Source organism: Nitrososphaera viennensis EN76 (assembly GCF_000698785.1).
GTDB classification, from domain to species: domain Archaea; phylum Thermoproteota; class Nitrososphaeria; order Nitrososphaerales; family Nitrososphaeraceae; genus Nitrososphaera; species Nitrososphaera viennensis.
Window position 1 is genome coordinate 2,336,373 of the sequence record NZ_CP007536.1, and the last position, 26,642, is coordinate 2,363,014.

Sequence of the window (26,642 nt, forward strand, 5' to 3'; positions counted from 1 at the left end):
TTTTATCCTTATCGGTATTGCTTCCCGCGCTGCAAGATATTATCATAAAAATTTACGGGAATGTCAGGCTGAACTCCCTGTCTTCCGCAGTGGTCTGCAGGTTTGCGGCCGTGAGCCTGTACGAGTAGGTCCCGTCCACCAGAAAGCTGGCGTTGCCGGAGACCATCTTGTCCCATGCGTCCGCAAGCGCGCTGTTGCGCTCGGCTATCTGGGTGTTCTTTGCAGTCAGTGTCGACCCTGCCACTATGGGGAACAGGTTGCCCTGCGAGTCAAGGAAGCCCTGCGCGCTCTGCCCCACGTCGCCGATTGTCATGCGCACGCCGTCCACGTTGACGTTGTAGTGTATCGTCTCAAGTATCATGGTGGTGGTGTTGGGGTTTTCCACCGTGAACGTGACCTGCACGTTGGCATGGGTGTCGTCGGCCTTTGTCACCGAGACGTCCTTTACGCCGATGACTGGCGGCACCATGGTCGGGGCGCCTGCCGTGGAGTTCGTGCCAGGGCTGGTGCTCGGCGCGGGTAGTGGGTTTGCGCCAAGCACAAAGAATATTACTACAGCCGCGATGGCAATGCCTCCGCCGGCAGCATAGATCGCCTTTGTGTTCAAAACTATATGTTAGCTGCCGCCTGCCCGTGTTTAAATCTGTCGCTTGTCCTGCACAATGCTTATACTTGCGAAAGAGTGCACCGGCTATGTTGCAGTACCACAAGGCCGCCCACCTTGGCAAGCAGCGCGCGCAAAAGGCGCAGATGAAGCTGTTCGACTATACCGGCTTTGCAATGCTGACGTACACGATAAAGCAGTCCGGCGAGGGCTCTTTTGAGCCCGTGGGGGAGGAGGAGCTTGCCGCCAAGATGACGAGGGGCGAAGAGGCGATGCTGTTTATCTGCGACAAGGACGGCTACGCCAAGGCGCAGTCAAAGCCGATGCCGCTTGCGCAGGGCGAAGAGGCGTTCAAAAAGATGGTCGCAGACGGCATACCCGAGTTTTCAGGCGAGATAAAGACGGTCTCTTAGGCGATGGACGACAGGCAGCCAGCCTCTGCGATTAATGCGCCGGTCAAGATAGATATAGATTTACATTGCTTGTGTGCTACAACCGGCCCTGTGGCGCAGCCAGAAACAACAGTAGTAGTGTTGATGGGCGTAATCGCCTTTGGACTGCTGCACGGGATCAACCCGTCCCATGGATGGACGGTGGCGGTCCTGTACTCGATCAGGAGCAGACGGCCTCTGCTCAGCAGCCTTGCCAGCTCTGGAATCATCGCTGGCGCGCATTTCCTCTCCTCGATAGCCGTTGTGATTGCCTTCCTCCTTGTGACTATGTTCGTGCAAATACCCCATGATTACGTGAACTATGCCGCTGCAATAGCGCTTGGCGTCCTGGCGTACATGTTCTGGAAAGAAAAATCCGAGGATCTGGCTGAAACACAGCATGGGCACCTGCACGGATCATCATCCTCCTCCTCTTTATCATCGAAGCAAGTCGAGCATGAGCATGCGCACTGGCACAAAGGAACCGGATACCATTCGCACATACATATTCACCAGAAAAGGGTGTCGCCTTCGCTGGCGGCCATAGCGGGCCTGGCACTGGTGCTTGGCTTTGCGCATGAAGAGGAATTTGTTATCCTCTCGCTGGCTGTTGGCGGCGTCAATCCGGTCCTGCTGATGATCGCCTATGCCTCCTCGGTGGCAGCCGCATTGATCGGCGTGACAGTGCTTGCCGTCAAAGTCTACACGCGTGTCCAGAACAAAGTCCTGCAATACACAAAGTATCTGCCCAAGGCCAGCGCACTGATATTGTCTGTCATGGCTGCCGGTTTTGCGTTAGGACTGTTGTGAAAAGTAGGCAAGTATGTCAAGGATGTCTGAACGCGTACCTTTTTCGCTGCTGCAAGACAGCCCAAGCACGGCGAGTTGGTAACCGCACCGTACAAAGCGACAATGGGCCAACGGCTGACAGTGTGCGCGCCCTCTTCTTAAACAGAAACTATCCTTGTGCCAGCGGCCCTGTTCTTGAGTATGACGTCTTTGATCACCGCCGGCTCTGACTTGATCACGACGGTCGGTATCTTGGACCGCTCGATGACCTTTAGCGCGACGATGTCCATCAGGTCATAGCCTCCTGCCATCGAGCTCTCCCCGGCAAGCAGGTCGCGGCATTGCTTTGTCGTTATCTCGGAATAGCGCCTTGCATCCTTGTTCTTGCGCGGGTCGGAATCGTATATGCCGTCGACGTCGGTCGCGTTGACAAAGCGCGCCGCGCCCACCTTTTCGGCAATGAGGGCAGAAGTGGCGTTGGTGCTCTGCCCCGGGTGCAGGCCGCCTGCGACGACTATTTTGCCGCTTGCAGCCGCCTCCGTGACCTGCTCAAGGTCCTCCGGGACGGCCGGGTGCGCCTTTTCGCCGAGCGCCGCGATGAGCAACTTGGCATTGAGCCTTGACACCTCGATGCCCATGATGTCCAGGCTTGCCTCGTCAAGCCCAAAGCCCCTTGCGATGCTGATGTAATGCCGGGCGACCTTGCCCCCGCCTGCCACCACCACCGGCTGCACCTTTGCAGAAAGGCTTGCAAGCATGGACGCGTATTTCTTTATCTCGCTTCCGTCCTCGCCGCTGAACACCTTGCCGCTCAGCTTGATGACGACGCGGCTTTTACCTGTTACTACCACCATGCAGTCTCCCCGCTCCCATTTCCATTGTCTCCTGATCTCCAAGCACCTTTTTAACAGATCGCTCGACCTTCTGCCTGCTCTCGGCGGTGGTATAGATGCGCAGCATGTCAAAAAAGCCGGCGATAGAATCTACAAGCGGTATCTCTGACACCGGCACCTCGCGCACGCCCTTTTTGTCCGTGACAAGCACCGAGAACATCTCGCTCTTGCTTGGAGTAAGCGGCATCGACGACGCCCTTGACGCATCGGCAAACACATGGCTCCTGTCCACGCCGGCCGCCTGCGCGATCTCGACTTCGAGCGTCGACAGCGCCTTTCTGTCCATGCGCTTGTGCCTGTCGCGCTTGTGCAGGAGCTTTTCGTACACGCATTTCAAGAGGCGCCGGTCGCGGTAGTCCCGGGCAAGCCTTGCGGCCATGCCGCTATTATTATTGTCCAGCGCGCACAGCCGCTCCAGCGTCGCCTCGTCGGTGATCGAGAGGTAGTTTCCAAGCGACGTGTCGGTGAGGCCGAGCTCCTCATCCGCGTTTATCATGGAATGCAGGAGCATCACCTCCGCGGACCTGACCGTCTTGTGAAAGTAGACAGCTTTGAACATCTCGTACCTCGATATGAGCATCGACTCAAGCGAGTTGAGCGCCGACCTGTTGATGGCAAGCCTGCCAGAAGCGACCTCGTATGAGCTTATCAGCCTGTAATAGTCTATCTTGCCGTACTCGGCGCCGGTGAAATACGAGTCGCGGGGGAGGTAGTCCATGATGTCTGCGGAAAGCCCGCCGGAGATTATCTCGTTGAGGAAATGCACCCTCGACTGGCCAAACGACAGCCGCGATATGTGGTCTGCACTGTAGCCGTTCTTGCCAAGCGCGTCTGCTATCTCGCTTTTTGTTATTATGCGCCTGCCCATCTCCTCGTGGCTCGTGCCGGACCTCGTCTCAAGCACTTCCTCAAAGAGGTGCGAAAAAGGGCCGTGGCCGATGTCGTGCAAGAGCGCGGCAAGCCGCAGCTCCTCGACCACCTCGGCGTTGTCGATGTAGCCCTTGCCAAGCAGGCTCTCGCATGCAAGGCCGGCGATGTGCATCGCGCCAAGCGAGTGCTCAAAGCGCGAGTGCTGGGCGCTCGGATACACGAGGTGCGCGCCGGCAAGCTGGCGTATGCGCCGGAGGCGCTGGAATGCCGCGCTGTCGATGACGTCTTTTTCCGCCTGCGAAAACCGGATGTAGCGGTGTATCGGGTCCGTGATCTCGCCTGCAAAATCCAAGGTACGTACTACGAGATGCACACCGAAGGGGAGCGACTTAAACTTTCAGTGCCTTTCTTACTACTTTCAGTATTTCCTGGTGGACCTGCTCCCTACCCTTTGAGCCGTCCAGGACCTTCCACTTGAACTGCCTTGCAAACTTTTGGTAGTTCTTGTACGCGGCTGCCGCAAGCTTGGCGTCGCCCTCAAACGCGTCGAGCACCTCTGCGCGGTTCTTTGACACGCTCGGGTTAACGAGCAGGATGAGAACCATGTCCTCCTTTGGCAGGCCCTTGTCAAGCTTTTGCAGCCACCCTGCGTCCATGCCGTTAGAGACGCCATATACCAAATTTGACTGCCAGTAGCGGTTCATGATGACTATGGTGCCGTTTTCCACCATGCTCTCTATCTCCTTCTTTTTCTCCCACCTGTTTGCAGAAAAGAGCAGGTGCTTGACCTCTGCAGGGTAATCGCGTTTTCCGTCGAGAAACGCTCGGATCTCCGTGCCTATCGGCGTCGTATAGTCTGGAAAGTCGACTACCACGCATATCTTGCCGAGGGCCTTGATGGCTTCCTGCAGCATGCGAGACTGGGTAGTCTTGCCGGCCTTGTCCGTACCCTCTATAACAATTATCTTGCCCCTTGTTGCCACCGCCACAGGTCAAGGCAGGCGCCAATAAAAAGATGTTGAATAATTCCAGAGAAAGTGGGTTTGTGAGATTTGCATCTTCGATTTGCCCAGAATTTTAAACCAAAAAACCAACAAATTAAAATATTATCCACCTTGTTAACAGGTGAGCACGGGTTAGCGCTTGAAAGACGGAAAATCCAACATCGCAATATTTGACACGTTCAAGACCCGCCGGAACAAGTTCACCGGCGAGGCCAAGAGGCAGCGGGGCATAATCGCGCACCTTGCCACCGAGCAGAGCCCGGAGCTGCGCACCCGCACGTCTATTGCGCATGCAATAGCGGAGCAGCACGGGATACTGTGGCAGAACATCTATTCTGGCATATTCCGCGACCTCGACGAGGTCCTAATCCCCGCCGGCGTGGTGAAGGAGGGAGGCAGGCTGCCGCTCCGCCGCGGGCCAAAGGCGCTCCAGCTTGAAGGCGTGCCTTTTTACGAGCTTACGGACACGGGGCTTCTCGTGGCGTCTTCGATAGAGGAGCTTGGCGACAAGCGCATGGGGCTTTTAAAGTCGTACGTGTCGTCGCTTCCCGCAAACGACGCGCCATGCAAGGCCATGAAGGACGGCCTGCTGCTCTTGATAGAGCGTGCCCCGTCGTTTGTGACAAAGGTCATCAACGAGTACATCTACGCCTACAGCACGGGCCTGATAAGCAGCATAGCGCCTCTTGAGACGAAGAAGCTGCGCTCCGTCATTGCAAAAGAGATTGCCGTGGAAAAAGAGCTCGTCGAGGCGTTTTCCGTGTTCTCGGGCGAGCAGAAGGACCTTGCGCGCAACTTTTTCAAGGTAATGACTTGAAGAAAAGGGAACTTACTTGCCCTTGTAGCCGCAGGCGGGGCACTTGTATTCCCTGGACTTGCCCTTGCAGCCCTCGCAGCGCCAGATGCGCGCGTTCCTGCACTTTGGGCACGAAAAGTTCTCTGAAATCTCGCCCGGGTGGACGTCCCTGCCGCAGGCGTTGCACTTGGGCATGTCGTACGAGCCGGAGTACATATATGTGTCTCTGCAGCTGTTTGCCTTCTGGACTATTTTTACTTTGTTACAACAAACAAAGGATTTATACTGACTGCACGAATCTACTCCATATATGACCATAGGAAGGTACGTGGCCCGCGAGATTTCAAAGGAACTTGACCACAGGTCGAGGGAATTTTACGAGTTTGTCATGCCCGCCATTGACATGGTGGAGGATGGAAACGAGCTTGTGGTCATGATCGACCTGCCCGGCTTTGCCAAGAAGGATATCACGCTAATGATACACCGCAACATCCTCTCGATAGCCGCCAAACGCGAGGCCGGCGAGGTAACCGGCACTGTCCACCAGAGGCACAGGCCACTGTGGATAGAAAAGAGGATCATGCTCCCGATCTCTGTCAAGGAGGGCGAGAAGGTGGTGGGCACGGCGACGTACACAGACGGCGTGGTGACGCTCAAGATACCGATGCCGTACAAGGAAACGATCCCGATTGCCTAACTAACTCGGTCTTTTTTTCTCCCTGTAGCTAGTTTATATTCACGTCTGGGATCCAATGAGTATGCATAGCCTCCGGGGTTATGTCGCCGCTGTCGTCGTTTCTGCAAGATGCCTGAATTGCATGAAGGGCAAGAAGTGAACCGCGATTTGGAAGACCCGTCCCAGCTTAAAGAGCAGATCGCCTTCAAGTACATCAGCAGTAGTGAATCCCCTGCAGAATTCAAGCGGCCGTCGCGCCTCCACGTGGCCAGAATCATACTAAAGCTGCTTCCTGTGGCGCTGAACTTCCGCAGGGACAGGCGGGAATGGGTAAAGCACGAAGGCCGCAACGTGGACGAAGAAAAGTACAGAAAGCATGCAAGACGCGCGCTCAAGACCTTCCTCGAGCTGGGGCCTTCGTACATAAAGCTGGGCCAGTGGCTTTCCACGCGCGCCGACATGCTCCCCCTTCCGTACATGGAGGAGCTGTCCAAGCTGCAGGACGACGTGCCGCCAGCGCCTTTTGAGCAGGTAAAGGGGATGATTGAGACAGAGCTTGGCGGCAAGATAGAAGAGGCCTTTGAGTCGTTCAACACGGTCGCGCTTTCAGGGGCGAGCCTGGGCCAGGTGTACCTTGCAAGGCACGACGGCAAGGACGTGATAGTAAAGGTCGCAAGGCCCGGCATCGAGGAATCTATAGAGAAGGACATCTACATCCTGAGAAAGATACTGCCGCTTGCCACAAAGTTCATCGACCCGAACCTGCGCTTTTCAGCTGAAGGGATGCTTGCACAGTTTGCAGAAACGGTGCACGAGGAGATGGACTACAGGATCGAGGCCGAGAACCTTGTGACCATAAGGCAGAACCTTGCCGACGACAGCACCGTGCTGATACCCCGGGTCTATCCTGAAAGGACTTCAAGGCACGTGCTGACGATGGACTATTTGCCTGGGACCAAGATCACAGACATCGAGGAGCTGGACAGGATGAGGATGGACAGGGAAAAGCTCGTGGTCCGCGTCCACAGGCTGTTCTTCAAGATGCTCCTGCGCCACAACATCTTCCATGCCGACCCGCACCCCGGCAACATCTCGGTATCAGGCGACGGCAAGATAATACTCTACGACTTTGGAATGGTGGGCCGGCTGGACAACGCGACGCGGTTAAAGCTCATCCGGCTCTACCTGGGGCTGGTGGAAAAAGACGCCGGCCGGACCGTAAACGTGCTGATGGAGCTTGGGACCTTGGAGCCCAATGCAAACAGGTACGTGATAGAGAAGGCCATAGACCTCAGCATACAGTCGCTCTATGGCCGGCAGGTGGACAAGATGGAGGTCAAGGCGCTCATGGACCTTGCAAACAAGACCATGAGCAGGTTTCCCTTCAAGCTGCCCAAGAACCTTGCGCTTTACATGAGGATGACCTCCATCCTGGAAGGCATTTACCAGCACCACAGGGTGAGGTTCCAGTTCATCAAGGTGCTTGCAAACCTGCTTGAAGAAGAAGGCCTGATACGGGAGGCCTACATAGAGGAGGCCAAGTCCTCCGTGCAGCGCATCCGCAAGTCGGTCGAGGCCGCTATGAATCTCGGGCAGTTCCTGCAGTCTGCGTACGACTCTGTCCTTTCTGGCAAAACCGGTAACAACAATAATAACAACAACCTGATGGCCGGCTCTATCCTTGCAGCAAGCTTGTTCATCGGCTCGTCGATAATCTATCCGCAGAATTCCCTTGCCGCGTACGCGGGCTTTGGGGCCGCCGCGGTGACCATCGCAGTATCAATATTTAAAAGAAAATCATAATCGTGCTAAATTTACTATAATGTGTCACCTCTTTAGGTAATTTTCGTCGATACCAGCTCTCTCACAAACATTTTCTATACCTGCCGATATTATACGTCTGTGAAATAATGCACGTGCAAGCTGCTGCCGACGTACAGGAGATATTCTGGGTCTCGTATACCGTGCTGGAAGTCAACCAAGGCGACAACCTAGAAGACGTCCTGCAGAAATTTGCGACCATAATCAACGTGCAGCTGACCCTGCAGGAAGACCAGAAATTCCCCTTCGTCCCGTTCAATGGCTTTGAAAACGCCAAGAAATCAAGCAAGGTGTTCCTGTACGGGCCAAGCGGGTGCGGCAAGTCAAAAGCCATCTTTGAAATCATCCGGGAAAGAATAGCCCGGATAAAGCGCATCTACATCATAAACCCGAGGCAAACACTCGGGGGCGAATCGGGGAGAACAGCCCTCTCTAACCTGCTCAACAAGGTCGGGCCGGAAGACGCGGTGGTCTGGGACAACTTTCCTGACGACCTTGTAAAAAGGGATATCAAGAGCGCGACAAGGGTGCTGGAGCTTGTCAGCTCAAGGGACCTGAACAACCTCCTGGTTGCGCTAAAGCCAAGGTACCTGGAGATCTACCGCGAGATCACCGACGCCGTCCCGGAATTCCACAGCGCCGAGATATCCTACGACAAGGGCCGCTTCAAGAAAATCATTCAAGAGTATGGCGCGCAGATATCGCAGTTTCACCGGCTATACGAGGGCAACATAGCAAGCCGTATAGAGGGCGTCTCCCGGGCGCTCTGGAGAAAAGAGCCGATACCGATAACCATACTTGATTATTACCGCGAGCTTTCCGGGAAAGAAGAACAAGGCGACAATAAAAATTCCGTTAACGCGGTTGCAGAAGCAGAGAAACTCTTGCGCGCCGGCGACTATTACGAGAGCCAGTTTGCCTTCATCGCCCGTGCAGACGAGCGCCGGGAAGACGCCGAGTTCCTCTACACTCTGAAGCTGTGTTATGAGGCGGGCCTTGGCAGGACGTTTGGCCGCATAGAAAAGTTGCAAAAGGGGATATTTGGCAGCCTGCCGCCGAGGGACCCCCTGCGCAGGCTGGGCACGTGGGTCTACCTCTCCGGCCAGGACTATGCGATGCACGACGCCCGGAAGGACGCGATAAAATTCAACGACCACGTGATGCTGAAAATCGTAAACTACCTTGTGGGCAATTTCCGGGATGTCCTTCCTGCAGAAAACAACCAGATCTATTCATTTGGGATGTTCCTGGGCAAGCACGTCCAGTTCGTACCGCGGGACACGTCGCAGCCTTTCCTTCCTGCCAGCGTTTACGGCTTTATGAAAGAGAATCGATATTTTACGATGGGGTTTGGCCAGGGCGCCGGCTCGATCTTCCTTTCGCTGGACGAACCGCTCCAGCAAGGCATACTGCGGAGGGTGGAAGTGGACATCGAGTTCACGCGGGGTCTGTGCGAAAACCTGGGATCAAACTTTTCTCTGTTCGATTCGGAAAACCAGGGAAAAATCCTGGGCATGACAACAAGCGGCCTGCCGTTTGCAAGGTACCTTGGAGAAAGCCTTGGAACCCATTTTTTCTCCCTGCCCCTGAAGCTCAGGGAAGAAATTTCCAGGAGGGCCAGAAAGAACGTGCAGTTTTCAGACGGCCTGGGGATGGGCATGGGGTACATCATGCCTCTTCTGGATGAAAACTTGCGGCAGGATGCGTTCAAAAAGGCAGAAAATGACAGCGAGTTTACAAGAGGGCTCGGCTACGGCCTGGGCCGCAATTTTCCTTCAATTCCTGCAGACTTTAAAGCCAGGATCTTTGAACTTGTCGAAAAGGACCGGGAGTTTGCAAAGGGCCTTGGCTACGGCATAGGGTTTCAATTCGAATCATTCACTCCGGAATTCAAAGCCCGGCTGTTTGAGCTTGCAGAAAAAAACAGCGAATTTTCCTACGGCCTGGGCATCTTTTTTGGCTTTGCATTCTCGTACCTCTCAAAACAGATGCAGGATCAAATGCTCGGGGTGGCAGAGAGGCACAGCGAGTTTGCTTACGGCATGGGCATGGGAATAGGATACCTTTTCGTATACCTGACTCCGGAGCTGCAAGGCGAGATTCTTCAAAAGGCAGGCAAGAACGCCAAGCTGACCTATGGGATAGGATCGGGCTTTGCTTTTTCATTCAAGAATTCGCCCCCGGAAGTCCAGGACGATATCCTTGCGCGGATTGAAAAGAACAGCGAGCTAACGTACGGCCTTGGCTACGGCCTTGGATATGTGTTTCCCTACCTGTCAGGCGAGCAGCGGGAACGCAGTTTCCAAAAAGCCGGTACGAACCCGCAGTTTGCAAAGGGATTTGGCATGGGCATAGGGCGAATTTTTGCGTACCTCGACAGGTTCCATGATGAAATCTTTGACAGGGCCCGGGCGAACCCGCATTTTGCAAAGGGTCTGGGGTCTGGCCTCGGGTACGTTTTCACTTATTTTCCGCCAGGCCTGCGCGAAAAAATCACTGCAAGGGCGGAGGCCAATCCAGAACTGACGTACGGCCTTGGCACCGGCTTGGGCTTTACTTTCTCTTATTTCAAAAAAGAGGATCAGGACCTTTTCTTTGAAAAGATAATACATGATGCCTATTTCGCCCGGGGCCTTGGCACCGGCCTGGGCTACGCCTTTGCCTATCTCCAGCCGGACACCCAGAAACACGCATTTGCCCGGAGCCATGAGAACGTGCAATTTGCGATTGGGATGGGCGAAGGCCTTTCCAGAATCTACTCCTATCTTGATGAAAAGACCCAGAATGAAATTCTCAAAAAGGCCGTTGCAGGAAGCGGCCTCGCAAGAGGCCTGGGCCGCGGTTTTGGCTCTGTATTTCCGTATCTTGATGCCGGCATGCTTGGAACCGCTGGCCGGCATGCAGAGACGGACGGGCAGTTTGCAAGAGGCCTGGGCGAGGGCCTCGGCACCATCTTTCCTTACCTGTCACCTGACACCCAAGCCCGCGCCTTTGAAAGGGCAAAAAATAGCGCCCAGTTTAACATAGGCCTTGGCACCGGCCTGGGCTACATCTTTGCCCATCTGACGGGTGACATCCAGACACTCATCTCTGCAAAAGCCCGGAACGACGCATCCCTTGCCCGGGGCCTCGGCACCGGCCTGGGCTACATCTTTTCCTATCTTGGCGGCACGCTCCAGAAAGATTTTCTCGACAGGGCAAAACAAGATCCGTCCTTTTCCCATGGCCTGGGCTCCGGCATAAGCTACGGGCTTGCTTACTGTCCAGATGACTTGAAGAAAGAGGTTGTCAGATATTCAAAGAGCGACCCGCATTTTGCCACCGGCCTCGGCACCGGCCTCGGCTACATCTTTCCATATCTTCCGGGGCCACTGCGCCAGGAATTGCTCGGCCTGGCAGAACAGCATCCAAGCTTTGCCACCGGCCTCGGCACCGGCCTCGGCTACCACCTCCCGTCATTTACCGAGCAGCTGAAGGAGGAGATCATTGGCTGGATAGACAAGGACAGCAACTTTGCCACCGGCCTCGGCACCGGCCTCGGCCGCTCATTCCAGCACCTCGACGGGATAACGCAGCGGGGAATCCTCGACTGGATAGACAAGGACAGCAACTTTGCCACCGGCCTCGGCACCGGCCTCGGCCGCAACCTGCCTTCGCTTGCCGAGCAGCTGAAGGAGGAGATCATTGGTTGGATAGACAGGAACAACAGTTTTGCAACCGGCCTGGGGAAGGGGCTGGCCGACAGCTTTCAATACCTCGACGGCGAGCTGCAGCGCAGAATCGCGCTCTTGGCCCAAAAGAACCGCGCTTTTGCATCGTCCCACCAGTTCAAGATTAGCTAAACTTGCTCCTCACCTACTTATAAGCATCTGAATGCAGATTAGCGGTGGCATGAGTTCGACAATTGAGGACGGCGGCGGTGACGATGATGATTATGGTGGAGAAGAAGGACTTGACGACTTTCCGATAGTGGGCTCTGCGCAGGAGATCCTGGACGACAAGCCATCAGCTTCATCATCTTCTTTTGACTTTCCCGCGGAGGAAGAAGTGTCCTTCTCTGGCAAGAGCGAGAACTATTGCGTGTGCTTCATAGACATGGTGAACTCGACCGTCGTCACGTCAGGGCTGGCCTCTGCCAAGCTCGTCAGGTACTACTCTATCTTCCTAAACGCCACGGCGGCAATCGCCAAGAACTTTGGCGCAAAGGTGATAAAAAACGCCGGCGACTGCCTGATATACTATTTTCCTGCCACGTCCGACCCCGCAAGCAATGCTGCATTCTCTGACGTGCTTGAATGCTGCACGGCCATGATAGACGCCAACAAGGTCATCAACGCCAGGCTCAATACAGAGGGCCTCCCGCCGCTCGGCTATCGGATAAGTGCCGATTATGGAAAGGTGGAAGTGGCCCGGTCGGCAACTTCCAACAGCGACGACCTGTTCGGGTCGACGATGAACCTGTGCGCCAAGATAAACTCAAAGGCCCCAAAGAACGGGGTGGTGGTAGGGGCAGACCTGTACAGGGTGATCCAGTCCATCCCCGCGGTCGCCGAGCTGTACAATTTTGAGCAGGTCTGCTCGTATCTGGTCGGCCCGGAGCAGCAACAATACCCCGTGTTTTCCGTCGCAAGGCGGCAAAAAAGGAACATCGTCAACCCCTTCAAGGTAATGCCTGCAAGAAGCTAATACCCGAGTCCTAGGCATAAGAGGCCTTTATCTTTTCGATAACCCTTTCGTAATCCGGGCCCTTCTTCCTTGCGTACCTCTCCATCGCAGTCAGAGGAATCCCCCCATTGACACGGCAAGCCCCGCGAAGAACAGGTTGACCGCCGTGGCGTTGCGGCCGACCTGGTGCATGAACTTTTTCATGCCGTGCTTGTAGTTGTGCTGCCAGGTCTTGTAGATTATGCCGAATTGCTCGGCGGTCATGGCGCTTCCGATGTTGTAGAAATCCGACCTTTCGAGGAGGCCGATTGGCACGAACGTCAGCGGGGCCACGGCAAACCTGGAGCCCTCCTGCTCGCTTTCAATCTCGTGCAAAAGCCGGATTGTCTCCCAGCTGTCGTCAGGCGTCTCGTCGTTGTCAAGTCCCATTATCAGGCTAAAGGCGGGTATCCAGTAATTTTCGTTCAGCGTCTTGACGGCGGTCTTGACCACCCAGTGCCATTCATCCGGCTTGTACGGGGCAAGCTTGCGGTCGGCGTACTTGCCGATGAGCCTGACGCTCCCGGTTTCAAGGCCGCACTGGATGCCGATAAAATTGCCCGGCCCCGCATTTATGATCCTTGACACGCTTGGGATCAGCCTCTCGTCGGCTATTGCCCCCGACAGTGTCCCGTGCGTCGGGTTGGTGTGCTCGACGCCGGTAGCCATAACGCCCCTGAACAGCTCCTCGATCGCCTCCCTGTTTGGCTGCATGTTCTTGCTGGAGCGGGGGTTCATGCCGTAGACGAAAATGTCGTCGCTGTGTATCCAGGCGTTTTTCAGCCCTCCGTACTTCATGTTTATCTCTATCTCCTTCTGCACCTTCTCGACAGGGTAGTATCTCAGCGGCCTAAGGGTCACGTCGCAGAACTTGCACCCGCGCCCGCAGCCGCGCATCACCTCTATCATGCCGTGCATGCTGGGGTTGACTATGTTTGGGATTTCTTCAATCGAAGGCTCGTTCCAGTAGTGCACAAACCTGCCGTGGTACGTCTTTTCTCCGCGCAGGAATTCCTTTATCTCCACCTTGAACTGGCTCTTCTTGAAGGGGTTGTTTGCCACGTCAAACTCGCCTCCGATGAGGGCGTCAAAGAACGGGCCTGCCGCGCCGTCTATCTCGGGGGCCATGCCGCCAAGCTCGCCTTCCAGGATGGCGTATATGCCGTATTCCTCTATCTTGGCCGGGTCGTAGTTGTACTGCCAGGTGCCGGACGCCCCGACAACGACCTTTGCCTTGCTAGAGTTTCTGGCCTTTGCGGCGTTTATCCTGCCGTGGAGCTCCCTGCTGCAGTATTCAGTGTAGGACATGAGGTGCCTGCCGTACGTAAATGTCATGCTGACTGGCCCCATGCCGAGAGGGTCCATCTCGTAGACGCCCACCGCCTCCGTCTCCGGTCCGATGAATTCCCCGACGTGGTCGGGATGCACGACTGCAACGTCGCCCGCGCTGTAGCCACTCTTCAACAGCGCCGCCTCGACCTTCCTCAGGCCGTACGGCGCGTACATGGCCCTCCCTCCTGCCGCCTGCGCGATGGGGTTGCACAGGAAATTGAAAAGCGGCATCGGGGTAACCTGGTTTCCAAATACCAGCCTTGACAGAGACCTGCTGCCGGTCATGTAGTACCAGAAAGAGTTGGCGCCATTGCCATCATTTTGCTCCAGAGCCGGAAAACACCCAAGAAACGATGCCAGGGAGATTCCCCTGTACGGCGACATGAGGGTGCGGTCGGCGGTCAGGACGATCTTGGGCGCCACATAAACGACAAGCTTCTCAAAAATTTAAGTACATGAGTATGGCCGTTCTGGTACTGGCTTCTCTCGGTGCATTCCTGAAAGACAATCAGTTAGTCAGTCAATCAATCAATGTCAAGTCTCGCGGCAGCAGCCGCGCGCTCTTTTTGGCCGGCTGCATAGTTGAGGAAAATTTTCCCTGCCGTCGAGCCGGCAAGGCATCCTGCTATTATGGCATCCCTGGCGGCATCTGTGGAGCTCTTGCCATCCTCCTTGCGCTTTCTGTAAACTGCCCTGCCTACAAGCGCCGCCGCTGCGGCGCCTACGAGGTATTCTGGCGCGTCGGCCAGAAGGTGTCCAAGCGGGTCCTTGCGCGGGTCGACCCTGTCCATGTGCGCCGTGTAGTAAGTGCCATAGTCACGTATGTGGAGGTTGCCGTACCTGTACTGTTTTTTGGCGCCTTTCTTGCTTCCAAGGGACGTCTCCTCGATGCCTATTATCGGCCTGACTGCTTTTGGGATGATGATGTTGCCGTCAGGGTCTACAAAATCCACGGCCGAAAATAGGCCGGTTTCGGATATAAAACTAGCGAATCAACGAATTTATCTTTCGATTTTGTTGCGTAACAAGAGGCGGCCAGAACCGAGCTAATTTTATATGCAATATGCTTAGAGGGCTAGATAGAGACCTGTATCCCAGTAGAAACAGATGAATTTGTATGGTTCTGTTCTTGGCTTTACACAAAGAGCTTCCACTAATGCCATCCTGCTTCAAATTAGAAAACAGTATCCTATAGGGTTCGTTGGTAATATGAATTCTAAAAATGGCTGGTTGTGCAAGAAACAGTCACTGATAATGGGCAAAGAATTTGAGGCTGGGCCTACAACAGGCTAAAATAGGACTATCCAAAAACACGGTTGTGAAATTACTCATCCTAATTGTGATTGGAATATTCCTTGCGCTTTCATCCGGCATTTCTATCGCCCATGCAGATCATCTCCCACCGTCTTGTGTCCGAGACATAACTGGTGGCCCAGATGTGCCTATTGATCCTGAATTGAAGTATCAGTTCGGTCCGAAGTGGGGTGTAACAATTGAGGGTCAGGTTCGCTCTTTCTCCTATGACGGGCATATCCACAACGCCACAGCTAACGTAGAAAAGCACTCTCTTAATTTCAATGTAGATAGCAGTTGCTTATTTCTCAGACTTTCCCGCGACCTGATCGACTCTACTCAAAATGGGCAAGATGTTCCTTTCACCGTTTTGGTTAATGGTCAGGTGAGTGAGGACGTAGTAGAGGATGTCGTGCCTTCTACGGGCGATAGAGTGCTGTCCATAAAAATACCCCAAGATTACTCGAATGTGGAGATAATCGGCACTACAATCGCTCCTGAGTTTGGTGCACTCGCAGCCCTTCTCGTACCGTTAGCAATGGCAGGAATCGTGGCATACTCGACGATTTTTCGCAAACACAGGGGCAGCTTACCAAGTCAGAAAGACTTGTCGCAAATTAATTAACCCGCAACCTTTCACTATATCTCATCGCTTTGCCGGTCAAAGTTATTGCAAGCAGGCGCGTCTACAGGGGCGCCATCTCGCTCCGCAAGGACAGGTTCTCGATAAACGGCGGGAGGGTGGTCGAAAAAGAGATAGTCGAGCACCAGCCGTCTGTCGGCATCATCGCTGTAACAGGCGACGATAGCATCCTCCTCGTGAGGCAGTACCGGCGTGCCCCGGACAAGACGCTGCTAGAGATCCCTGCCGGCAAGATAGAGAAGGGCGAGACGCCGAGGCAGGCGGCTGTTCGCGAGATGGACGAGGAGATCGGATACGCCGCCGGCAAACTGGAGCCCTTTCTCAAATGGTACCTTGCGCCCGGCTATGACACCGAGCTCATGCACCTGTTTGTCGCCACAAACCTGAAGAAAATAAAGAAAAGGCGCGCGATGGACGACGACGAAGATATAGTCACGAAAAAGGTCAGGCTTGCCGCCGCCGTGAAAAAGTGCCTCAACGGCGAGATAGAGGACGCCAAGACCATAGCCGCAATCATGGCGTACGCTTCTTCCTCATCATCAAAGCCACTCTGACTGGACCGGCTGGTACACCTTTTTCCTTGCGTCCTCGAGGCTGCTGCGCTCTATTATCAGCCCCTGCCTCTTCAGGTCGTCGACTGCCGCCTGCACAGTCCTCCTCGGCAGGTGGCTAAGGCTGATGAGCTCGCCCTGCTCCACCGGGTGCTTGGTCTTTATTATGTAGTAGATGAACTTTGACGCCGGCCCGCCCTCCGGGTCCTTGCGTATGTACGAGACGCCAAACGCCGATTTTGACAGAAAGCCCCTCCTCTGCGACTCGACGGAAGCGATTGCGTCCGGGTGGACCTCTGCAAGGTTGACGCGCTGGCCAAACTCTGCCATCAGGGCAGACTGCTGCGATTCAAGCGGCGCCTCAAAGATGAACGTGCTTGGCGGGTACTCGTTTGTCATGGCGCCTACAAAGCTCCATTTTACGAGGCCTTTTTCGTCGTATATGCCGACGTTATAGCCCTCGTTTGCCTCGATGACCACCTTTTTAGAGTCGAGTTTCACTGCCTCGTCGATCTTTTTCAGGGTGTCGTCGATCCCAAGCTGGTGCCTTGGGTCCTTCTTGCCCACCTTCCACTGGTATTCCAGGCCTGCCGCCTTGATTGCCTCCGTTATCTTTTTCTTCTGGGCCATCGGCAGATCGATGCTGCTCTCGCCTATCTCGACCATGTCAAAGCCGACCTTTGCAGCCTCCCTTGCAAACCTCTCAAGCGAGCTCTCTACTATGGCAAATTCGGTTATCGTGCTTCCCGTCGAGACCTTGATGCCAAAGCCGTGGTAATAGTCGATCTTTTTCTTCAGGCTTTCGTCAGAGACGAGCATAGGGAGCGCCCCGTACACCTTGACGACGTCTACAAAGGGCGCTATCGTCGCAAAGTTCTCCCTGTCCAGCCCCTGGAACTTGTCGATCGTGCATGTCAAGCCTTCCTTGCGGGGCTTTTTTGCATCCATCCTGTTCTTGGCAAGGCCGTCGAGCATAGTTCTATATGATATATGCAGATTCTGCATATATTTCTAGGTTGCCAGTCGCGTATTGCGCATTTGATGTCAATTATATTGCGCCGACCGCGCTAGCAAAAAGGTGGACTTTAGGCTCAAGCTGGGCATAGCCGCGGCCCTTGTCGTTTTTGTCATTGGAACTTCACTGGCTCTCAACGACCAGCCCCTTGCCAGGTACAGCGGAGCGTCAGGCCCTTCAGACACATTGAGGCTTGGCTACTTTCCAAACGTCAACCACGCGCAGGCAGTCATCGGGGTTGGAAACGGCGACTACCAGAAAGCCTTTGGAGGCATCAAGCTTGAGACGCAGATATTCAACGCCGGCCCAGCGGCAGTCGAGGCGCTGTCTGCCAACAGGATAGACTGCTCGTACGTGGGTCCAAACCCTGCCGTCAACGGCTACCTGAAATCCGAGGGTTCGCTTAAGGTCGTGTCGGGCGTGTCAAGCGGGGGCGCCGTGTTTGTCGTACGAGACGACGCCGGCATAAACTCGCCGGACGACCTGGCAGGGAAAAAGCTGGGCTCTCCGCAGCTGGGCAACACGCAGGACGTTGCGCTGCGCAACTACCTGAAAAGTCACGGCTATGATGTCCAGATTATCGGGGGCGACCCCGAGATAGCTCCGGCCAAGACAGCCGACATATTGACATTGATGGTCAAGAAGGAGATGGACGGCGCGTGGGTGCCCGAGCCGTGGGGCGCAAGGCTTGTCCGGGAGGCAAACGCCCGCATCCTTGTCAACGAGCAGGACCTCTGGCAGGACGGCAAGTTTGCGACGTCGCTTTTGATATGCAAGGCCAGCTACATAGAAAGCAATCCCGAGACTGTCAAGAGGTTAATCGAAGCGCATGTCAGCGAGACCCAGTGGATAAACAGCCACAAGGAACAAGCGATAAAGTCGTTCAATACGGCTGTTGCAGAGATACTCGGCTCGGAATTCAACGAAGACGACCTGCGCACGTCGCTGACAAGGATGGAGTTCACCTACGACCCGCTTGAAGAGACAGTGCAAAAAGCGGCCGACGACGCTTACGCGCTCGGCCTGCTCGACAAAGAGCCCGACCTTTCAGGCATGTTTGACCTGCAGATCCTAAACGGCGTATTGCAAGAGAGGGGACTTGCAACAACAGCAGGGTGACAACATGTGCTAAAAACCCGCATATCTTCAACTAATTGCGCATATGCCGCAAGTTATATTGCAACGCCGTTAACGATCCTGCAAAACAAAGGAGGAGCTTGGCGATAGTGATGCAACAGCAGCAAAAAACCACAGGAGCGCGCAAGAAAAACGGGAACACGACAATTAGTGACCTTGCAAGCATTGCGCTCTTTCTTGCGGCATTTGGGGCCGCGTGGCAGGTGGTCTACCTTGCGGGCTTCTTTCCAGAGCAGTCGCTTCCTTCGCCAATCTCTGTCGCGCAGTCGTTTGCAGACCTTTCATCTGCCGGGTCGCTTGGCGCCGGCGTCGCTGTGACGATGGGCAGGCTTGCCGCCGGCTTTGCCATCTCTGTGGCAATCGGGGGCGCAGTGGGCCTTGCGATGGTGCGCTTCAAGGACTTTGGCAAGACCATGAGCTCGTTTTCGGTCGGCCTCCAGTCGTTCCCGAGCATAGCGTGGGTGCCCTTTACGATACTCCTGATCGGCTTTAACGACTTTGGCATCCTGTTCGTCATGGTGATAAGCTCCGTGTTCTCGGTGATGATGTCGACGTACAGCGGCATACGCAACATACCGCCCATCTACATGCGCGCCGCGCGCAACATGGGAGCAGACGGCTTTGTGCTGTTCCGCCACGTCATGCTGCCGGCAGCGACTCCCACCCTGATAATCGGGCTCCGCCAGGCCTGGTCATTTGCGTGGCATGCGCTCGTGGGCGCAGAAATACTCATCTCGCTTGTGGGCCTTGGGCACATCCTGAGCGTTGGAAGGGAGCTTGGCAACATGGGCTGGATAATGGCAACCATGATAGTGATATTTGTAATAGGCATGGTGGTCGACAGGGTCATCTTTTTCAAGCTTGAAGAGCGCATCCGCTCAAGGTGGGGCCTCAACCAGCACGCCGACTAGACGCAGCAATCTCGCTTATTTTTTGCGCAAGAATGACATCGTAGTTGCTCACCTTGTTGCCGATGTCGTGCGTCACAAGGGCGATGGTGACGTGGTTGTAGACGTTTGACCACTCTGGATGGTGGTTCAACTTGTCCGCCTCTATTGCCACGTGGGTCATGAACGCAAACGCCTCTGCAAAGTCGCCAAACTCAAACGACCTGTGCAGCTTGCCTTCGGCTATTTTCCAGCCGGGCATTTTTTCAAGCGCCTTGTCAAGCTCCTGCTTTGAAAGCTCGCGATAGTCTTCGTCATGCATGCAAAGTCTTTCGGAGGCGCGCCTAATACGTCTTGCCTAGCAAAAACAACAACAAAAAAAGAAAAGCGGGAGGAGCTAGACCCTCAGGCCAAAGCCCCGCAGCCTGCCGTACACTACTGCGCCTGCCACGCCAAGCGACGCGACGAGGGCTGCCACCGGGAACTCGGGCACCACCTGTATGCTGGACTGGACCGACTCGCTCGTGGCGTTTATCTTTTCGACCCTGACCGTGAAGGAGCCCTGCTTGTCAAAGGCGACGTCCTGCGAGGAGATGCCTTCCGGCGTCGTCACGCCTCCGCTCCTTGACACTTCCTTTCCGTCGGCATCCTGGATCACAAGCTCGTACGTCGCCGCAGACGCCGGCTTGCCGTCCTTGCCGGTTATCTTGACCCCAAAAGGCACGGGCTGCTGCGGGAATATCGACTCTGGCATCGTCAGGCTGACGGCATAGCTTGAAGACTCGCTCTGGACCTGCATCACTTTTACCTCGCTTTCAGGGTCCGGCGGGCTCAGGGCAAACACCGCCTGGTCAGGCGACCTGTTTTCCGCGTTTATCTTGTCCCTGAGGCTGAGCAAATGCTGCTTTGAGATGGTAAAGTGCACCACCGTGTTCTCCGCGCCAAAGTTGTCCACGAACACCGGCACGTCAAGGCCGTTTACGGTCCCCTTGAGCGATTCCCTGTCAAAGTCGGACAGCGCCTTTGGTATGAACACTTCGGTGTGCAGCATGCCCGTCCTGTTCGCTATCTCTGACTTCCAGTCGTAGGGCATGGAAAACTGGATGGTCTTGGTCTGCTCGTCGTAGCTTGACTTGTCTATTGCGCCGTAATAGTTCCTGATCTTGACCTGCTGGGTAGAGCCGCCAGCAGCTGGAACGCTGACTGTCTCCTCCCTGCCCGGCGTCACCCAGACGTCGTACTGCAGGATAGGCTCTACCTGCGTCCTCGTGGTCCCGACAGTGTGTATCTCTACAAAGAGGTTGTAGAGCCCTGCCTGGGTAAAGACCGGGCCTTCGACCACGATGGGCTGGCCGTTGTTCCAGATTCCCCCGTACTGCACCTCTGAAATGCCCTTTGCCTGCGCAGCCGGCATGTCCTTCGGGACAATCTTTATCCGCAGGTTGCCGCCTGGATCGTAGAACAGGCCCTGGCCGCCATAAGCGTCGCCGCCTTCGGTCTGGATCGGTATCTCTTTTCCGTCCTTTTTGAAGAATATCCTGTACGTGACTTCCTTGAAATTCTCGTTGCTGTTTTCGTCAAAGAACCTTGCCGTAATGAACACGGGCTCGGTCGTGGAGGTGATCACCGGCGGGTCAAGCTTTAGGAAAAGGCTCGCCTTCTTGCCTCCAAAGTCGGCAGCCGGCGGCTGCATGCCCCCGTGCGCAAAAGCACTCGGGATGAGCGGTACGCCTACGAGCACCGTCGCAAAAAACACCATCGCAAAAATCGCTACAGCCTTGCTTTTCATTCGGGAGAAAAATCTGCCTTTGTAGTATATAATCCTAATTTAAGCCGCCTGGGGCGACTGCGAAATCCGCCATTGCGCACACACATACTTGCCTTAATATCAACCAACAGGACTGACCTGTAATATTCGCTGGAAGAAGGGTTCCCGACCAGAGACATTCAGGTAAAATCATAATACCCTGACGCGCCAACATGAATCATGCGAAATATCGCATAGGCATAGATGAATGGTAATAATCGATCTAATGCCGTATTTCATAGCATTTCTCGCAATCTTGCTTATACCTGCGTCTGTTATAGGCTATTTCAACAAGACTTGGCGAATACGGCGTGCTGTGATAATTGTAACGCCATGCCTGATTGCTTTAGGTTACATAGTCATTTTTGGCATACCACGCCTTTAACCTAATATACGGCAGTGCGAGCACCAAGACGTTTGCAATTTATAGGGCGGTCAAACCTTGCAAGAACAGCGGGCGGCTGGTCTAGCTCGGTTATGATACCGCTCTTACACAGCGGTGGTCGGGTGTTCAAATCACCCGCCGCCCATTCTGTCCTGCCATTTTTGCCATAATACATGCGACTTTGCAAAGTCATGAACTAAAGTAGCAGTTATAGGTTCGAATCCCATCTCCTCCTCCACCATCTAAAAAATCCAGAGTGAAAAACACACATGGGCACAACAGCAGTAATCCGCGGCGCAGGCAGAATAGCAAAGGCAATCGCAGGTTTCCAGTCAAACATCAAAAAGGACTGGTGCGCCTGCGTTGACTCGTCCATCCCCGCGTTTTCCATGAGCGACGGGATAAAACAGGGCTACATCTCTGCAAAAAAGCGGGGCGTGAGGATCCGGTACGTCACCGAGATAACAGCCGAGAACCTTGAGCACTGCAAAGAGCTGATGACGTTTGTCGAGCTGCGGCACCTCGCCGGCGTGCGGGGCAGCTTTGCTGTCAGCGAGACCGAGTTTGTCGCCGGCATCCGGGGCAAAAAGGCGCTGGCAAAGCTTGTCCGCAGCAACGTGAAAGAAGTGGTCGCGCACCAGCGCGATGCCTTTGAAACTTTGTGGGAAAACGCGACTCCCGCAAAACGCAGGATAAAAGAGCTTGAAAGCTGAAATAAAACAACTGCAAACGCGCGCATACCTCCTTGCCTGCCGGGTGTCAAAAGGAAGCGAGGCGGCGCCCTTGCGTGCTCTGGCAGCATATCTACAAGCTGTAGCCAGGCGGCCCTTATGCATGAAGTAAATTTTTCATGATGTCCATATTAATAATATGGAAATTTGTAATTAGAAATATGATCATGTATTATATCTGTAAAAAGCAACAGTTAGTTCAAATTTATATTTTCGTACGTGGGATAGTACATGATCAGAATGGGAACAGTTGCTTTGCACCTTGGCAACGGAAGGGGAGAAGAAGAAGGCTTGCCAAGCGTCATTGTAAAGTGCCCTGTATGCGCAGGGTCAGGCTCTATTCAATGCATCAAAAACAACCGCGTCAATCCCTTCTGCCTGTCGCTTCCCCTCGCGACTGAGGAGAGGTGCAACTGCTGCGACGGGCGCGGATGGGTTAGAAAAGAACAGCAGGAATGCAGTTCCTTCTGCCGCTGCGCCAAGGAGGAGGGAGTAAGTGCAAAATGAATTCAAGGATGATAGCCGCGATCTTCATAATTGCGGGGCTTGTGGCAGTGGTCTATGTCTTTTCCATCGTTCCATACCTGTTTGGCTCCGCAAGGCCGGCCTCGGTGCTGCCTGTCATGCAGATCCTTATCCCTGCCCTGGCTTTTCCGCTCATAGCGGTTCTCGTGTTTCTCGTGCCCAGGCGGCGGGTTGCAGCTCAGGCGGCGGTACCTGAACACAAGGTTCGTGACGAGGCAGAATACCGGCACAGGATCAGGTCCCTGTGGTCTGGTACTGCCGCAGGCTTTTTTGCAGCGGCGATACTCGTGAGCCTGATAATCGGGGGCGACGCGCTGCTCGGGCTTCCCCTTGGCACCTTTTATTCCATAATCGGCATCGCGATGGGCGGCCTTGACGTTTCTACTGCGATATTCTTTGGCGCTGTCCTGCATTTGATGATGGGGACCCTGATAGGCGCGGTGTTTGGCTACCTCACGGCTGTGGTGGGGCCCTTCAACATAACCGGCATGGCAAAGGGGACGGGAGTCGGCATCCTGGCGGGCTTTATCGCGTTCTCTGTGCTCTTTGTCCCGCTGACCCGGTTTGAAGTGGAACCTTCGCTCGTGAGGATTCTTGCAGGCATTTATCCGCCCGGCACTTCTGCAGACGTCCTCCAGAACAAGGCCGTCGACCTAATGTCGTCGGTTCTTGCAGGCTCTATCCTCCTGCACGTGGTTTACGGCGCCATCCTAGGCTCGATCACCGCGCTCCTTCTTGGATTCCCCGAGGGCGAAAAAAAGGAGAAGGAAGACTACAAAACCGACGCCCCTAATCATCGCCTGACAAAGACGTAGAGCTGAAATAACGCGCGCGCGTGCCTGTACTTAACAACACAGACACATGCCTGTAATCTAGAAAGCCAAAATCCTTGGATCTCTATGGGAATAGTGGTAATTGCAAAAGCTACTAAAAATTGGTGGGGAAACATCAAACTATTCTTATTGGCACATTACAAGGTAATCTCTCTATTTTCTCTACGATGTTTATGACTGATCCGTTAGAGGAAATTATTAGTCTCAGCCTTGCATAACAAATACAGGATGGACAAGGAACGTAGTAACAAAGATGAACCGGTGACAATCATTGTTACTCGGACGGCCAAAAGAGGCAAAATTAGAGAATTTGAAGAATGGCTGGACGGCTCAAAGACCCTCCTCTAAGAGAGATCGCAATAGGTCACACCACAATAGCTCTTTCGTACAAGGACGGAAAATTTGGAGCAATATCGAACATATGTAATCACGTAGGCGGACCTTTGGGTCGCGGACGATTCGATGGTGACTATGTTGTATGCCCATGGCATAACTGGAAGTTTCACAGAATGACTGGATTTGGTGAGCCAGGTTTCGAAGATGATCGTGTACCACAATATGAGCTCAAGATAGAGAATGGGAATCTCTACATCAACTTCCAACCGGTTACGGAAAGAAACAAGCTTCAGCATGCTCCACACCGTCTATCTAGGCCGGTAAAGCGCGAGGAGGGGCCTATCAGGGTTGTTGGCATATCTACAACTGCCACGGACTCAAAAAATCCCAGATATTCCACATCTGACAAGCTGCTCGAAATTGCAATAGAACATGCAAGGACAGTTCTAGGAGCACAGACCATTCTTATTCGGTTGAATGACCTGAAATTTCGAAATTGCGAGGGGTATTACTCCAAGGCTGCCAGGGCATGCACCTGGCCCTGCTCTATTACCCAGATGGACAAAACTGACGAGCTTGATCGCGTTTACGAAGCATTGGTGCACTGGGGAGACGTTATCATAGTTTCAACCCAGATTAGATGGGGTGCTGCCAGCTCATTGTATTACAAGATGGCGGAAAGGATGAATTGCATTCAAAATCAAATCACGATTAGCGACAGGGTTCTGATCCAGAATAAGGTTGCGTCATTTATCTAACCGGAGGACAGGATAACATACAGGATGTTGCAGGCCACATGCTCGGATTCTTTGCAGAGCTCGGCTTCGTGTTCCGCCGTTTCCATATATTGCTCATTCCAGAGGATGGTCTGCTGAGGACATGGAGGACAACATTGCATACGTGGAAAGGACGACGGATCTGCATGACGGGGCAAAAGACCTTGTGAGACGATGCATAGAAATGGCAGAATTAATTCTAGGAAAGAAACTATCTGAGGAAAAATAGTCCGCCCGGGAAGGAAGGCACAAGCATTGCATATCGAGCAACGAGATAATAATGCAGGCCAATAGCTCTGGGAATAATGTAAACTGCGGTGCAATGACAGGCAAATCAACAGACCGGGAAAAATACCTGTTGCCACATTCCATAGAATGTCCCACGTAACTTGTCCTTTTATCTCGACAAAAAAGTGATGAACAAAGAGATGTTTGGCTCGAGAATCATTGAATTCAAAGAAAATGGACACAGTTTATCGCTGACTAGTGCTTTTTGTTTTCTCTAACACCTCTTTTGCCCCTGTAATTAGTGAGGCCTATGTCCGCAGCAGTAGATTTGATACATTTCCTTTCCATGGCATAGTCACCTTTACTCTGGTGTCTTTCAATGTTCTGAAACACTGCTGTATATCTCGGCTACCTCCAAGGTTAATGAATAATACACTAACCAGTGTCAATCGAGATTTCCAGAGTTTTTTCATCGATAATGACGGGATATGAATGCAGATTGGTGACCCAATCCGTATCAAGAGAGGCTTTTGCTGTGCGTATATCAAATATTCCCTGATGCCAGGGGCAAACCAGGTTGTAATCTTCTTCTAAAATTCCTTCTTCCAGCGGGCCTCCTTCGTGCGAACATACCGAATCCATGGCATAGAACTTGTCCTTTATTTTTGTCAATACAATTGATTTGCCGTTGACATCGACTTTCACGAGTTTGCCCTCTTGCACATCATCCTTCTTTAAAGAAATTTTCGAGACGGTCACGTCTAAAATATCACTTCTTGGCTAATAAAAGATTCCTGGATGGACATTCAATCTTGCAGCATTTGACAAAAAGATATCACGATAACCTGAGCCAAGGTAGGACGGTGGAGCAAAAGCGCGAGCTTGTAAAGGTGCTGACAAAAGAAACTGCGCGCATATTGAACGCAAAGGAAGACGCGGTGCGCGTCCTCATCTACGAGGTGTCAAAGGAGAACTGGGGCAACGCCGGCGTGCTTGGACTTGATATGTGACTGTGGCTATTTTTTGCGCCTGTCAAGTACAACGACAACTACGCCTGCTATCATTGCCATAATGCCTGCGATGACTGTTCCGACGCCTGCGATGACTCCGCTGAACATCTCTGTGTTAACGTTGTCCTGGCCCACGCCCGGTATGTAGCCGAGCACGATGTCTATTGACGTGTCCGTGCCGCCGTTGTTTGTGACAGTCAGCCTGTGGCTGCCTGCCTGCGCGGGCACCGTCCCTTCTGCCAGCGTCTCGCTAAACTCTTTGCTCAGGACCTCGCTTCCGTCCGGCCCGGCAAGGACTGCCGTCATGGGGACGGAATTTCTCGCCGAGACCACCACCGAAAGCGTCCTTTCTGGGTCTGCGACATTGAACTCGGCAGACGCGGACCTGCCTGCGGCAAGCGACACTTCCTGCAATATCGTCGTGTCTTTTTGCAGCTGCTCTGCTATCGGGAGCGCCCATACCACGGTCAGCGCGATGCCTATCGCAAAGAGCGCCGCGCCGCCTATCAGGACATAGTAGCCGCGTTTCAACGATTGTGTTATGTATGTCTGTGATCCTTTGTTA

Annotated in this window: 28 protein-coding genes, 1 tRNA gene and 1 pseudogene; 18 read left to right on the forward strand and 12 right to left on the reverse strand. The window is 53.9% G+C overall.

Annotation, left to right across the window (positions count from 1 at the left end; translation table 11 throughout):
• Positions 1–52: 52 nt before the first annotated feature.
• The gene (locus NVIE_RS13330; protein ID WP_075055696.1) at positions 53–607 is read right to left on the reverse strand and encodes a hypothetical protein; all 555 of its coding nucleotides are present in this window, start codon (positions 605–607) and stop codon (positions 53–55) included.
• A 65-nt stretch (positions 608–672) separates the two neighbouring features.
• Between NVIE_RS13330 and NVIE_RS13335 the strand changes: the two genes are divergently transcribed.
• Positions 673–1,017, forward strand: coding sequence for a hypothetical protein (locus NVIE_RS13335; RefSeq protein ID WP_144239753.1), 345 nt, complete (start codon positions 673–675; stop codon positions 1,015–1,017).
• 90 nt (positions 1,018–1,107) lie between these two features.
• Entirely contained in the window at positions 1,108–1,845 is a 738-nt protein-coding gene (locus NVIE_RS13340) for a nickel/cobalt transporter (RefSeq protein WP_227717390.1), read from the forward strand.
• A gap of 137 nt (positions 1,846–1,982) precedes the next feature.
• Here NVIE_RS13340 and pyrH read toward each other — a convergent pair whose 3' ends face one another.
• The 3 genes from pyrH to tmk are packed head-to-tail and all read right to left on the reverse strand — an operon-like array spanning position 1,983 to position 4,576.
• Positions 1,983–2,678 (reverse strand): UMP kinase, encoded by a 696-nt coding sequence (pyrH, locus tag NVIE_RS13345; protein ID WP_075055698.1) that lies wholly within the window; start codon positions 2,676–2,678, stop codon positions 1,983–1,985.
• On the reverse strand, positions 2,659–3,939 hold the full coding sequence (locus NVIE_RS13350; RefSeq protein WP_075055699.1) for an HD domain-containing protein: 1,281 nt from the start codon (positions 3,937–3,939) through the stop codon (positions 2,659–2,661). Before NVIE_RS13350 ends, pyrH begins: the two co-directional genes overlap by 20 nt.
• Before the next feature lie 37 nt (positions 3,940–3,976).
• Positions 3,977–4,576, reverse strand: coding sequence for a dTMP kinase (gene tmk / locus NVIE_RS13355; protein WP_084790850.1), 600 nt, complete (start codon positions 4,574–4,576; stop codon positions 3,977–3,979).
• A 154-nt stretch (positions 4,577–4,730) separates the two neighbouring features.
• Here tmk and NVIE_RS13360 point away from each other — a divergent pair, with 154 nt between their 5' ends.
• The gene (locus tag NVIE_RS13360; protein ID WP_075055700.1) at positions 4,731–5,408 is read left to right on the forward strand and encodes a hypothetical protein; all 678 of its coding nucleotides are present in this window, start codon (positions 4,731–4,733) and stop codon (positions 5,406–5,408) included.
• 12 nt (positions 5,409–5,420) lie between these two features.
• On the opposite strand, the gene NVIE_RS13365 is transcribed toward NVIE_RS13360, so the two are convergent.
• On the reverse strand, positions 5,421–5,603 hold the full coding sequence (locus NVIE_RS13365; protein WP_075055701.1) for a zinc finger domain-containing protein: 183 nt from the start codon (positions 5,601–5,603) through the stop codon (positions 5,421–5,423).
• Between the two features lie 94 nt (positions 5,604–5,697).
• Here NVIE_RS13365 and hsp14 point away from each other — a divergent pair, with 94 nt between their 5' ends.
• From hsp14 to NVIE_RS13385, 4 genes are all read left to right on the forward strand, one after another.
• Positions 5,698–6,084 (forward strand): archaeal heat shock protein Hsp14, encoded by a 387-nt coding sequence (hsp14, locus tag NVIE_RS13370; protein ID WP_075055702.1) that lies wholly within the window; start codon positions 5,698–5,700, stop codon positions 6,082–6,084.
• Between the two features lie 108 nt (positions 6,085–6,192).
• Positions 6,193–7,866 carry an ABC1 kinase family protein gene (locus NVIE_RS13375; RefSeq protein ID WP_144239754.1) on the forward strand — a complete coding sequence of 558 codons (1,674 nt, stop codon included), beginning with the start codon at positions 6,193–6,195 and terminating at the stop codon, positions 7,864–7,866.
• Between the two features lie 107 nt (positions 7,867–7,973).
• Positions 7,974–11,726: a P-loop NTPase family protein gene (locus NVIE_RS13380; RefSeq protein ID WP_075055703.1), complete on the forward strand. Its 3,753-nt coding sequence runs from the start codon at positions 7,974–7,976 to the stop codon at positions 11,724–11,726.
• Positions 11,727–11,775: 49 nt separating this feature from the next.
• The gene (locus tag NVIE_RS13385) at positions 11,776–12,570 is read left to right on the forward strand and encodes an adenylate/guanylate cyclase domain-containing protein (RefSeq protein ID WP_158435249.1); all 795 of its coding nucleotides are present in this window, start codon (positions 11,776–11,778) and stop codon (positions 12,568–12,570) included.
• Positions 12,571–12,580: 10 nt separating this feature from the next.
• Here the strand turns inward: NVIE_RS13385 and NVIE_RS13390 are convergent.
• Positions 12,581–14,304: pseudogene (locus NVIE_RS13390) on the reverse strand (B12-binding domain-containing radical SAM protein).
• A gap of 140 nt (positions 14,305–14,444) precedes the next feature.
• A complete protein-coding gene (locus NVIE_RS13395) occupies positions 14,445–14,873 on the reverse strand; it encodes a hypothetical protein (protein ID WP_144239755.1) in 429 nt (142 codons plus the stop codon).
• 314 nt (positions 14,874–15,187) lie between these two features.
• On the opposite strand from NVIE_RS13395, the gene NVIE_RS13400 reads away from it, so the two are divergent.
• Both NVIE_RS13400 and NVIE_RS13405 read left to right on the forward strand, forming a co-directional pair.
• The gene (locus NVIE_RS13400) at positions 15,188–15,838 is read left to right on the forward strand and encodes a hypothetical protein (RefSeq protein WP_075055704.1); all 651 of its coding nucleotides are present in this window, start codon (positions 15,188–15,190) and stop codon (positions 15,836–15,838) included.
• 29 nt (positions 15,839–15,867) lie between these two features.
• A complete protein-coding gene (locus NVIE_RS13405) occupies positions 15,868–16,410 on the forward strand; it encodes an NUDIX hydrolase (protein ID WP_158435251.1) in 543 nt (180 codons plus the stop codon).
• Here NVIE_RS13405 and NVIE_RS13410 read toward each other — a convergent pair.
• Complete coding sequence (locus NVIE_RS13410; RefSeq protein WP_075055706.1) at positions 16,396–17,382, reverse strand: phosphosulfolactate synthase; 987 nt, start codon at positions 17,380–17,382, stop codon at positions 16,396–16,398. The two genes, NVIE_RS13405 and NVIE_RS13410, sit on opposite strands and share 15 nt — an antisense overlap.
• Before the next feature lie 103 nt (positions 17,383–17,485).
• Between NVIE_RS13410 and NVIE_RS13415 the strand changes: the two genes are divergently transcribed.
• Positions 17,486–18,541 (forward strand): ABC transporter substrate-binding protein, encoded by a 1,056-nt coding sequence (locus tag NVIE_RS13415; protein ID WP_075055707.1) that lies wholly within the window; start codon positions 17,486–17,488, stop codon positions 18,539–18,541.
• A gap of 110 nt (positions 18,542–18,651) precedes the next feature.
• Positions 18,652–19,470: an ABC transporter permease gene (locus NVIE_RS13420; RefSeq protein ID WP_084790927.1), complete on the forward strand. Its 819-nt coding sequence runs from the start codon at positions 18,652–18,654 to the stop codon at positions 19,468–19,470.
• Here the strand turns inward: NVIE_RS13420 and NVIE_RS13425 are convergent.
• Both NVIE_RS13425 and NVIE_RS13430 read right to left on the reverse strand, forming a co-directional pair.
• Positions 19,451–19,768 carry a 4a-hydroxytetrahydrobiopterin dehydratase gene (locus NVIE_RS13425; RefSeq protein WP_075055708.1) on the reverse strand — a complete coding sequence of 106 codons (318 nt, stop codon included), beginning with the start codon at positions 19,766–19,768 and terminating at the stop codon, positions 19,451–19,453. The genes NVIE_RS13420 and NVIE_RS13425 overlap by 20 nt on opposite strands.
• Before the next feature lie 75 nt (positions 19,769–19,843).
• The gene (locus NVIE_RS13430; protein ID WP_075055709.1) at positions 19,844–21,235 is read right to left on the reverse strand and encodes a hypothetical protein; all 1,392 of its coding nucleotides are present in this window, start codon (positions 21,233–21,235) and stop codon (positions 19,844–19,846) included.
• Between the two features lie 473 nt (positions 21,236–21,708).
• Here NVIE_RS13430 and NVIE_RS13435 point away from each other — a divergent pair.
• The 6 genes from NVIE_RS13435 to NVIE_RS16205 all read left to right on the forward strand — a co-directional run bounded on the left by NVIE_RS13435 (position 21,709) and on the right by NVIE_RS16205 (position 25,068).
• Positions 21,709–21,783, forward strand: a tRNA-Val gene (locus NVIE_RS13435).
• Positions 21,784–21,907: 124 nt separating this feature from the next.
• Positions 21,908–22,351: a hypothetical protein gene (locus NVIE_RS13440; protein WP_075055710.1), complete on the forward strand. Its 444-nt coding sequence runs from the start codon at positions 21,908–21,910 to the stop codon at positions 22,349–22,351.
• 258 nt (positions 22,352–22,609) lie between these two features.
• Positions 22,610–22,876, forward strand: a complete 267-nt coding sequence (locus tag NVIE_RS15000) for a hypothetical protein (protein WP_144239756.1) — start codon at positions 22,610–22,612, stop codon at positions 22,874–22,876.
• Entirely contained in the window at positions 22,873–23,709 is an 837-nt protein-coding gene (locus tag NVIE_RS13445; RefSeq protein ID WP_144239757.1) for a hypothetical protein, read from the forward strand. The genes NVIE_RS15000 and NVIE_RS13445 overlap by 4 nt, the downstream gene beginning before the upstream one ends.
• Before the next feature lie 335 nt (positions 23,710–24,044).
• Positions 24,045–24,821 carry a Rieske 2Fe-2S domain-containing protein gene (locus NVIE_RS13450; RefSeq protein WP_075055712.1) on the forward strand — a complete coding sequence of 259 codons (777 nt, stop codon included), beginning with the start codon at positions 24,045–24,047 and terminating at the stop codon, positions 24,819–24,821.
• A 121-nt stretch (positions 24,822–24,942) separates the two neighbouring features.
• A complete protein-coding gene (locus NVIE_RS16205) occupies positions 24,943–25,068 on the forward strand; it encodes a hypothetical protein (protein ID WP_258914135.1) in 126 nt (41 codons plus the stop codon).
• A 434-nt stretch (positions 25,069–25,502) separates the two neighbouring features.
• Here NVIE_RS16205 and NVIE_RS13455 read toward each other — a convergent pair whose 3' ends face one another.
• The gene (locus NVIE_RS13455) at positions 25,503–25,826 is read right to left on the reverse strand and encodes a Rieske (2Fe-2S) protein (RefSeq protein WP_075055713.1); all 324 of its coding nucleotides are present in this window, start codon (positions 25,824–25,826) and stop codon (positions 25,503–25,505) included.
• A 62-nt stretch (positions 25,827–25,888) separates the two neighbouring features.
• Here NVIE_RS13455 and NVIE_RS13460 point away from each other — a divergent pair, with 62 nt between their 5' ends.
• Positions 25,889–26,077, forward strand: a complete 189-nt coding sequence (locus NVIE_RS13460) for a tautomerase family protein (RefSeq protein WP_075055714.1) — start codon at positions 25,889–25,891, stop codon at positions 26,075–26,077.
• A 6-nt stretch (positions 26,078–26,083) separates the two neighbouring features.
• Here NVIE_RS13460 and NVIE_RS13465 read toward each other — a convergent pair whose 3' ends face one another.
• A complete protein-coding gene (locus NVIE_RS13465) occupies positions 26,084–26,608 on the reverse strand; it encodes a hypothetical protein (protein ID WP_075055715.1) in 525 nt (174 codons plus the stop codon).
• Between the last annotated feature and the right edge of the window lie 34 nt (positions 26,609–26,642).